This is a genomic window from Streptomyces sp. NPDC048277 (genome assembly GCF_040652235.1).
Lineage (GTDB): Bacteria > Actinomycetota > Actinomycetes > Streptomycetales > Streptomycetaceae > Streptomyces.
The window spans coordinates 238,319-246,931 of sequence record NZ_JBEZLQ010000018.1; the positions used below are offsets into that span (position 1 = coordinate 238,319).

Genomic DNA, 8,613 nt, shown 5'->3' on the forward strand with positions numbered 1-8,613 from the left:
CCTTCAGATGCGGTCGACGAGGTCCGCGATCGAGTCGACGACCTGGGAGGGCCGGAAGGGGTAGCGGTCGACGTCGTCCGGCTGGGTGACGCCGGACAGCACCAGGAAGGTGCGCATCCCGGCCTCCAGGCCCGCGAGGACGTCGGTGTCCATCCGGTCGCCGATCATCGCGGAGGTCTCCGAGTGGGCGCCGATCGCGTTGAGACCCGCCCGCATCATCAGCGGGTTGGGCTTGCCGACGAAGTACGGCTTCTTGCCGGTCGCGGCGGTGATCAGCGCGGCGACCGAGCCGGTGGCGGGCAGGTCGCCCTCGGTGGACGGGCCGACGTTGTCGGGGTTGGTGGCGATGAACCGGGCGCCGTCGTTGATCAGGCGCACGGCCTTGGTCAGCGCCTCGAACGAGTAGGTGCGGGTCTCGCCGAGGATGACGAAGTCGGGCTCGTGGTCGGTGAGGATGTAGCCGATGTCGTGCAGCGCGGTGGTCAGACCGGCCTCGCCGATGACATAGGCGCTGCCGCCGGGCCGCTGGTCGTCCAGGAACTGGGCGGTGGCCAGGGCGGAGGTCCAGATGTTGTCCACCGGCACGTCAAGACCCATCCGCCGCAGCCGTGCGTGCAGGTCGCGGGCGGTGTAGATGGAATTGTTGGTGAGCACCAGGAAGGGCCGCCCGGACTCCTTCAGCCTCTTCAGGAAGGCGTCCGCTCCGGGGATCGGGACGCCCTCGTGGATGAGGACGCCGTCCATGTCGGTGAGCCACGACTCGATGGGCTTGCGGTCTGCCATGTGCTGCGTCTCCTGGCGTGCGGACGGCGTACGTGCGGTCGTACGTGAGCGGGGGCGCCGGAACCACGGCGTACCGACGCCCACAGCCTAGACACACACGGGATCGCCCGGGAATGCCCGCCTCACCTGGCGGTCCGGGCACAGCTCACCGCCGTCTGCGCACCAGCAGGAACGCGCCCGCTCCTACGGCGACCAGCGCGAGCGCGGCCGTGAACAGCCCGTGGGCCAGGCCGAGCCCGGTGCGGGCCAGTTCGCGGGCGCGTTCCCCCGCCTCCTCGGCCTCCTCGGCGACGGGCAGGGCGCCGTCCGGGGCCGGGGAGGCGGCGGGGGTGTCCCCGGGGCTGGTTCCCGGGCCGGTCCCCGGAGTGGTACCTGGGCTGGCGCCAGAAGTGGCCCCGGGGCTGCCCCCCGGAGTGGCCTCCGAGCCGGCGTCCAGGGTGCTCAAGGGAGTGGCCGGGGCGGCCGACGCGGTGGAGCCCGGGGAGGTGGTGGCGGTAGGGGCAGTAGTGGCGGTGGGGGTGGTCGCGGGCGGCGGTGGGGCGGCGCCGATGCCGAACCGGTAGTCGTTCGACTCCCCCACCCAGGCCCCGTCCGACCCCTGCCGCTGCACGGCGGCCGCGTTGACGGTGACGGCGTTCGGGGCGACGGCGTCGGAGGTGAGGGAGAGTCTGACCTTGACCGACACGGTCGCACCCGGCGCCAGGCTGAACCCCGGGAAGTCGTTCCCGTCGAACACACCGACCAGCTCCGACTCGTCGGTCGGCTCCAGCTTGACCGGTCGGGGGTGCGGGCCGTCGTAGAACTCCAGCTCGGCCTGGGAGGACTTGAGGGCGCGCTTGTCGTCGACGAGGACGACGACCGGGTGGACGTCGGTGCAGGTGCGGCGCGTGGTGTTGGTGAGGTCGAGGTACCAGGTGCCGAAGCCGCCGCCGGGATCGAAGACCGAGGGGCCGTCGTGGATGCGGGTGGTGAGCGGGAAGCCCTGCTGGTCGGTGCCCGCGCAGGACGCCTCGACGGCGGCGGGGGCGGCGGTCGCCGACGGGACGGGGGCGAGGACGGCGGCTGCGGCCACGCAGAGGGACAGGGACGTGCTCAGTCGCATGATCAGGTGATCCTGCCCCGCGCGACCGCGACCGGGCGGCCGCCACTCCGCGGAGACGGCCCGACTCCGCTCGATCAGCCCACCGCCGTCACTCCTCTACCACCAACCGCCCGCCACCCGCCGTCAGCCGTCCGCCCGTCCGAACAGCGGGGCGAGGAGCAGTTGGGCCGCGCCCTCCGCGACGCCCTGGTCGCCGCCGGGGGCGAGGCGGACGGGGACGGTCGTGCCGAGGCCGCCCTCGCGCCGGGCGCGTTCGTCGAGGACGGCGGCGACGCCTCGTACGAAGGTCTCCGGGGCGGCGGCGATCGTACGGCCGCCGAGCAGCACGAGGTCGATGTCGAGCAGCCCGGCCAGGTTCGCGGCCCCGACGCCGAGCACCCGCGCCGCCTCGTCCGCCTCGCCGCGGGCCACCGCCGCCAGGCACAGCGCCTCGATGCAGCCCCGGTTGCCGCAGTGGCACGGGGGCCCGTCGAGCTGGACGACCTGGTGCCCGAACTCCCCGGCCCCGGTGCGCGCCCCCCGGTGCACGCTGTCGCCGATCACCAGGCCGGCGCCCAGCCCCGTACCGAGGAGCAGGCAGGCGAAGGACCCGCCCTCGCCGCCGACGGCCAGCCCGAGGGCGGCCGCGTTGCTGTCCTTGTCGACGACCACCGGCACCCCGAGCCGCGCCGCGAGCGCGTCCCGCAGCGGGAAGCCGTCCCACTCGGGGAACCCGGTGACCCGGTGCAGCACACCGTGGATGTGGTCGAGCGGCCCGGGCAGGGCGACCCCGACGCCGAGGACGTCCGTCTCCCCGCGCACCTCCCCCACCAGCTCCGCGACCGCCCCCACCACGGCCGCCGCCCCCGCCCCCAGGTCCAGCTCCGCGCACCGCTCCGCCACGACCGTGCCGTCGAGGTCGACCAGCACCGCCCGCAGCTCGTCCCGGTCGAGGTGCACGCCCACCGCGTGCCCGGCCTCCGGCACCAGCCGCAGGACGGTGGCCGGCTTGCCCCCCGTGGACGCGCGCCGACCGGCCTCCGCCGCGAGGCCCTCCTCCCGCAGCCGGGCGGTGATCTTGCTGACCGCCTGGGGAGTGAGCCCGGTCCGCTCGGCCAGCTCAAGACGGCTGATGCCGCCCTCCCCGGCCGTCCGCAGCAGATCCAGCACCAGCGCGGTGTTGTGACTGCGCAGGGCGAGCAGATTCGCCCCCGCGGGTCCCGCCGGGCCCGCTGGTCCCGCAAGCCCCGCCGGTCCCACCCGTCCCGGTCCGCTCCTCGTCCTGTTCACGCCACTCATCCATCCATTCTCCCTGCCACTTGCACTTTGGCAACAGCGTTGCGAAAGTGGGACCCATGACCCGCATCGCACCTGCCCCTCCCCTCCGCGTCGGCCTCATCGGCTACGGCCTCGCCGGATCCGTCTTCCACGCCCCCCTGATCGCCGCCACCGAGGGCCTCGCCCTGGACACCGTGGTCACCTCGAACCCCGAGCGGCAGGCGCAGGCGAAGGTCGAGTTCCCGGACGTCCGGACCGTCACCGGCCCCGACGAGCTGTTCGACCCGGCCGCCGCACTCGACCTGATCGTCATCGCGTCCCCGAACAAGACGCACGTCCCGCTGGCGACGACCGCGCTGAAGGCGGGCCTCCCGGTCGTGGTCGACAAGCCGGTCGCCGGGACCGCCGCCGAGGCACGCGAGCTGGCCGCCCTGGCCGAGGAGCGCGGTCTGCTGCTCTCGGTCTTCCAGAACCGTCGCTGGGACAACGACTTCCTGACCCTGCGCACCCTCCTCGACGAGGGCTCGCTGGGCGAGGCGTGGCGCTTCGAGTCCCGCTTCGAGCGCTGGCGCCCGCAGCCCAAGGGCGGCTGGCGCGAGTCCGGCGACCCGGCAGAGATCGGAGGTCTGCTCTACGACCTCGGCAGCCATGTCGTCGACCAGGCCCTGGTCCTCTTCGGCCCGGCCACCGAGGTGTACGCGGAGTCGGTGATCCGCCGCGACGGCGCGGAGACCGACGACGATACGTTCATCGCCCTCACCCATGCGAACGGCGTCCGCTCCCACCTGTACGTCTCGGCGACGACGGCCCAGCTCGGCCCGCGTTTCCGGGTGCTGGGCTCGAAGGCCGGCTACGTCAAGTACGGCCTGGACCCGCAGGAGGCGGCGCTGCGCGAGGGCGAGCGCCCGGGCGCCTCGGCGGGCTGGGGCGCCGAGCCGGAGTCGCTGTACGGGCGGATCGGCGCGGGAGAGTCCCCGGTCACCGGCGGCGGCCGTATCGTCCCCACTGTCCCCGGCGACTACCCCGCTTACTACGCGGCCGTGGCCGCGGCCCTGCGGGGCGAAGGCCCCAACCCGGTGACCGCCCTGGAGGCGGCCGCCGCCCTGGACGTACTGGAAGCAGCCCGCCGCTCGGCGCGAGACAAGGTGACGGTGACCCTCTGATGCACCACCCGCAGATCACCCCGAGGTCCACTCCCGAACTCACCCCTTCGGTGGAGGAGTTGGAGAAGCAGGAACAGCGCCTGGTCTTCCGGCAGTTCACGAACGACGACGCCTGGGCCCTGGGCTCGCTGCTGGTGGAGATGGCACGGGAGCGGCAGGCCCCGGTGGCCATCGACATCCACCGCGCGGGCCAGCAGCTCTTCCACGCGGCCCTGCCCGGCTCGGCCCCCGACAACGACGCCTGGATCGAGCGCAAGCGCCGCGTGGTGGAGCGGTACGGCGCGGCGTCGTACCTGGTGGGCGCCCGTTTCCGGGCGAAGGGCACGACGTTCGAGGAGTCGTCCCGCCTCGACCCCGACGAGTACGCGGCGCACGGCGGCTCGTTCCCGATCAACGTGGAGAACGTCGGCGTGATCGGCTCGGTGACGGTCTCGGGCCTCCCCCAACTCCAGGACCACCGCTTCGTCGTGGAGGCCCTGGAGACGTATTTGGAGGCGTAGCCGACACATGGGGGCGCGGGGCCGCATTCATTTGCGGCTCCGCCGCGCGGGCGCGACCGGCCACAGACGGCCCGCAGACGACCGACCGGCGCAGTTCCCCCGCCCTTCCAGCGAAGCGCCTACGCGTTCTTGAACTCCTGGCGCTGCTTGCCGAGCCCCGCGATCTCCAGCTCCACCACATCCCCGCCCCGCAGGAACGGCTTCGGCTCGGGCGCCCCCATCGCGACCCCCGCCGGAGTCCCCGTGTTGATGACGTCACCCGGGTAAAGCACCATGAACCGGCTGACGTACCGCACGACTTCCGCGACCGGGAAGATCTGCTCGGCAGTCGTCCCGTCCTGCTTCAGCTCGCCGTTCACCCAGAGCTTCAGCGACAGGTCCTGCGGGTCGGGAACGTCGTCCGCGGTCACCAGCCACGGCCCGAGCGGATTGAACGTCTCGCAGTTCTTCCCCTTGTCCCAGGTCCCGCCCCGCTCGATCTGGAACTCCCGCTCGGACACGTCGTGCGCGACGGCGTACCCGGCGACATAGGCCAGCGGATCCTCGTCGTCGGCCACATAACGCGCCGTACGCCCGATGACGACGGCGAGTTCGACCTCCCAGTCGGTCTTCACCGACCCGCGCGGCACCAGCACGGTGTCGTCCGGCCCCACGACCGTGTCCGCGGCCTTGAAGAAGATGACCGGCTCGGCCGGCGGCTCAGCCCCCGTCTCGCGGGCGTGGTCGTGGTAGTTGAGCCCGATGCACACGATCTTGCCGATCCGCCCGAGCGGCGGCCCGACACGCAGCCCGGCCGCGTCGAGCGCGGGCAGCTCCCCCGCGTCGGCGGCGGCACGGATCCGGCCGAGGGCCGCGTCGTCGGCGAGCAGGGCGCCGTCGATGTCGTCGACGATCCCCGACAGGTCCCGCAGGGTCCCCTCGGCGTCGAGCAGCGCGGGCCGCTCCGCCCCGGCCGTACCGACTCGCAGCAGCTTCATGGTCGTCACCATCTCCCTTGATCGCGGGCGCCCGGCCGATGGGTGCAGCCATCGGAGGACTGGTCGATCCTCCAAGATGAGGATGCAGCGGGCAATACCCTGTTCACGTACTGGACCGTAGTCACCTCTCCCGCCTCTCACCCGTAGAACACAGCTCACCCGTAGAGCACAGCTCACCTGTAGAGCACAGCGCGCTCCACCGCACTCCACGCCGTACTCGTCACGACGTACAGCGCGGCGGCCAGCGGCACCACGGCGACGGTGACCAGCGTGAAATACGACAGGTACGGCATGACCTTGGTGACCGCGCCCATCCCCGGCACCTGCTCACCCTCCCCGCCGCTCACCACGGCCCCCGCCGCCATCCGCCTGGTGCGGAGGAACGTGAAGGTGGCGACGGCGGCGACCACGGCGAACAGCCCCAGATAGACCAGGCTGCCGGCGCTCCCGACCCCGTCGCCGAGGGAATCGGCCCAGCGTCCGCCGAGCGGAGCCCCCAACAGGTCATGGGAGAGCAGGCCGTTGCCGTGGCCGCCGATCGTCGGGCTGGAGAAGAGGTGGTAGAGGACGAAGAACGCGGGCAGTTGCAGCAGCACGGGCAGGAAGCCGGACAGCGGCGACACCCGTTCCTCCGCGTGCAGTTCCAGCACGGCCTTCTGCAGCGCCTGCTGGTCCTTCCCGTGCTTCTTGCGCAGTTCGGCGATTCTGGGCTGGAGCGCGGCCCGGGCGCGCTGGCCGCGGGCGGCGGCCCGGGACAGGGGATGCACGAGCAGTCGTACGAGCGCGGTGCACAGGACGATCGCGGCGGCGGCCGCGGAGGCGTGGAAGAGCGGCTGGAGCAGGTCGGCGAGATGCTCGACCAGGCCGGCGAAAACGGACATGAGTGGGAGCCCTCCGGGGGTCTCGTCGTGCCGTGGGTGAAGAGGTGGGACGGCATGACGACCCGCGTGGGGTCACCCGGTCGGCCGGGTGCCTTACGCGGTGGTCGCCGGGAGGGCGGGTCCGGGTGCTCGCGGGCGGCTGCGGCCCCTGGCGTCCGGGTCGCGTTGCGGCAGGAAGGCCGTGCGCCGGGCCCGGTCGCGTATCGCCGTACGGACCCTGGTGGGCGGTACGGCGGGTGCGGAGCGGGCGGCGCGGAACGTGCAGACGGCGAGGGCCGAGCCGGCGGCGGCGGTCGCGGCGAGCGCGACGGTGGTGAAGAGGCCGCCGGAGTCGAGGAGCAGCAGGTCGAACAGCAGGAGCAGCAGGAGGGCGGCCGGGGCCGGACGCGACGGCAGGGCCCAACGGGTGTTCACGCGCATGCCCGGACCCCTCCCCTCACACTCACCCTCACTGCCGTCTAGGACACGTGATCCGTCTCCAGCGGTTCCAGCAGCCTCTTGGGCTTGAGGAGCGCCCGGCTGACCGGATCGGCCGGGTCGGGGTCGAGTCCCGGTCCCGGCGTGAGGAGAACGTCGGCGACGGGCACGATGGTTCCGCAGGCGGGGCACTCGCCGTACGACCCGAGCTCGGTCCCGCACCCCGCCCCCGCACTCCACGTGCCGGAATTGACTTGCTCCTCGGGCTGAAGCCCGAGGATTCTGGCCTTCTCGACGTGATCCTGTGCCACTATGCGGCACGGGGTTCGGTCGGGAATCCGTGGCTTCCTGTTTCTTCGCGCTGTGCCGGGATTGCTCCTGGTCTTAGCGGCGCTCCGCAGGCCGATGCCGCCAGTCCGGCGGCCTGTTTGACGTTGATCGCGGCGTTGTGGTCCCGGTCGTGGACGGTGCCGCAGGCGCTACAGGTCCATTCCCGGACGTTCAGGGGCTTGGGACCATCCTTGGCACCGCAGGTGGAGCAGGTCTGGGAGGTCGGCTCAAACCTGCCGATCTTGACCAGGGTACGGCCGTACCGTTCCGCCTTGTACTCCAGCATGCCGATGAACGCCGTCCAGCCCGCGTCGTGGACGGACTTGGCCAGCCGGGTACGCGCCAGCCCCGTCACCGACAGGTCCTCCACAGCGATCCCTTGGTTCTCGGAAATCAGGCGGGTGGAGAGCTGGTGGTGGAACTCTTTGCGGGCGTCGGTGACCTTGGCATGGGCGCGGGCGACCTTGAGACGCGCCTTGGCGCGGTTCTTCGATCCCTTCTGCTTGCGGGACAGCTCCCTGTGGGCCTTCTTCAGCTTCTTCTCCGCACGCCGCAGGAAGCGCGGAGAGTCGATCTTCGTGCCGTCGGACAGGACCGCAAAGTGGGTCAGGCCGAGATCGATGCCGATGGTCCGGTCGGTCTCAGACATCCGTGTCGCATCGGCGGCGGGGTCGGTGTCAATGACGAAGGAGGCGAAGTACCGCCCGGCCGCGTCCTTGACCACGGTGACAGAGGTGGGGGTGGCGGGCAGCGTGCGGGACCACTTCACCTTCACCGCGCCGATCTTCGGCAGGTTCAGACGGCCACTGCCGGTGATGTTCCAGCGCGCGTTGGCGGTGAACCGGACCGATTGCCGGGCGTCCTTGCGGGACTTGAAGCGAGGCGGACCTGTCCTGGGGCCCTTGCGGGTCCCCTTGAGAGAGGCGAAGAAGTTACGGTACGCGGCCTCGGCGTCCCGCAGGGACTGCTGAAGCACCACCGCAGAAACCTCACCCAGCCAGGACCGTTCCGCTGTCCGTTTCGCCTCAGTGATCAGGCGCGTGGACAGCTCCCCGGCCTTCGGGAACGGCAGCTCGGCCTTACGGGCGTCCTCACGGGCACGGACAGCGTCGTTGTCGGGTAGCCGGAGCGCATCGCTGCGCCCCGGCCCCCTCAGAACCGTACGTGCCACTCGTCGCGGCATACGGCTCAAGCAGAGCCCAT

8 protein-coding genes and 2 pseudogenes are annotated in these 8,613 nt (G+C 72.0%); 2 read left to right on the forward strand and 8 right to left on the reverse strand.

Annotated elements, in window-relative coordinates:
* Nucleotides 1-3: 3 nt before the first annotated feature.
* The 3 genes from AB0D85_RS34145 to AB0D85_RS34155 all read right to left on the reverse strand — a co-directional run bounded on the left by AB0D85_RS34145 (nt 4) and on the right by AB0D85_RS34155 (nt 3,163).
* A complete protein-coding gene (locus AB0D85_RS34145; protein WP_362328763.1) occupies nt 4-783 on the reverse strand; it encodes an HAD-IIA family hydrolase in 780 nt (259 codons plus the stop codon).
* A gap of 145 nt (nt 784-928) precedes the next feature.
* A complete protein-coding gene (locus tag AB0D85_RS34150) occupies nt 929-1,885 on the reverse strand; it encodes a hypothetical protein (RefSeq protein WP_362328765.1) in 957 nt (318 codons plus the stop codon).
* Between the two features lie 123 nt (nt 1,886-2,008).
* Nucleotides 2,009-3,163 (reverse strand): ROK family transcriptional regulator, encoded by a 1,155-nt coding sequence (locus AB0D85_RS34155; RefSeq protein ID WP_362328767.1) that lies wholly within the window; start codon nt 3,161-3,163, stop codon nt 2,009-2,011.
* 56 nt (nt 3,164-3,219) lie between these two features.
* Between AB0D85_RS34155 and AB0D85_RS34160 the strand changes: the two genes are divergently transcribed.
* Nucleotides 3,220-4,305: a Gfo/Idh/MocA family oxidoreductase gene (locus AB0D85_RS34160; RefSeq protein WP_362328769.1), complete on the forward strand. Its 1,086-nt coding sequence runs from the start codon at nt 3,220-3,222 to the stop codon at nt 4,303-4,305.
* Complete coding sequence (locus tag AB0D85_RS34165; protein WP_362328771.1) at nt 4,305-4,805, forward strand: heme-degrading domain-containing protein; 501 nt, start codon at nt 4,305-4,307, stop codon at nt 4,803-4,805. The genes AB0D85_RS34160 and AB0D85_RS34165 overlap by 1 nt, the downstream gene beginning before the upstream one ends.
* A gap of 119 nt (nt 4,806-4,924) precedes the next feature.
* Here AB0D85_RS34165 and AB0D85_RS34170 read toward each other — a convergent pair whose 3' ends face one another.
* From AB0D85_RS34170 to AB0D85_RS34190, 5 genes and pseudogenes are all read right to left on the reverse strand, one after another.
* Nucleotides 4,925-5,782, reverse strand: coding sequence for a fumarylacetoacetate hydrolase family protein (locus AB0D85_RS34170; protein WP_362328773.1), 858 nt, complete (start codon nt 5,780-5,782; stop codon nt 4,925-4,927).
* Between the two features lie 173 nt (nt 5,783-5,955).
* A complete protein-coding gene (gene yidC / locus AB0D85_RS34175) occupies nt 5,956-6,663 on the reverse strand; it encodes a membrane protein insertase YidC (protein WP_362328775.1) in 708 nt (235 codons plus the stop codon).
* Between the two features lie 93 nt (nt 6,664-6,756).
* Nucleotides 6,757-7,083 (reverse strand): DUF6412 domain-containing protein, encoded by a 327-nt coding sequence (locus AB0D85_RS34180; RefSeq protein ID WP_362328777.1) that lies wholly within the window; start codon nt 7,081-7,083, stop codon nt 6,757-6,759.
* 38 nt (nt 7,084-7,121) lie between these two features.
* Nucleotides 7,122-7,301: pseudogene (locus AB0D85_RS34185) on the reverse strand (transcriptional regulator); the annotation flags it as partial.
* Nucleotides 7,302-7,390: 89 nt separating this feature from the next.
* Nucleotides 7,391-8,536, reverse strand: a pseudogene (locus AB0D85_RS34190) (RNA-guided endonuclease TnpB family protein); the annotation flags it as partial.
* Nucleotides 8,537-8,613: the final 77 nt, after the last annotated feature.

Coding starts and splice junctions, on each gene's coding strand:
- AB0D85_RS34145 (WP_362328763.1), bottom strand. CDS start 783: ATGGCAGACCGCAAGCCCATCGAGTCGTGGCTCACCGACATGGACGGC.
- AB0D85_RS34150 (WP_362328765.1), bottom strand. CDS start 1,885: ATGCGACTGAGCACGTCCCTGTCCCTCTGCGTGGCCGCAGCCGCCGTC.
- AB0D85_RS34155 (WP_362328767.1), bottom strand. CDS start 3,163: ATGAGTGGCGTGAACAGGACGAGGAGCGGACCGGGACGGGTGGGACCG.
- AB0D85_RS34160 (WP_362328769.1), top strand. CDS start 3,220: ATGACCCGCATCGCACCTGCCCCTCCCCTCCGCGTCGGCCTCATCGGC.
- AB0D85_RS34165 (WP_362328771.1), top strand. CDS start 4,305: ATGCACCACCCGCAGATCACCCCGAGGTCCACTCCCGAACTCACCCCT.
- AB0D85_RS34170 (WP_362328773.1), bottom strand. CDS start 5,782: ATGAAGCTGCTGCGAGTCGGTACGGCCGGGGCGGAGCGGCCCGCGCTG.
- yidC (WP_362328775.1), bottom strand. CDS start 6,663: ATGTCCGTTTTCGCCGGCCTGGTCGAGCATCTCGCCGACCTGCTCCAG.
- AB0D85_RS34180 (WP_362328777.1), bottom strand. CDS start 7,083: ATGCGCGTGAACACCCGTTGGGCCCTGCCGTCGCGTCCGGCCCCGGCC.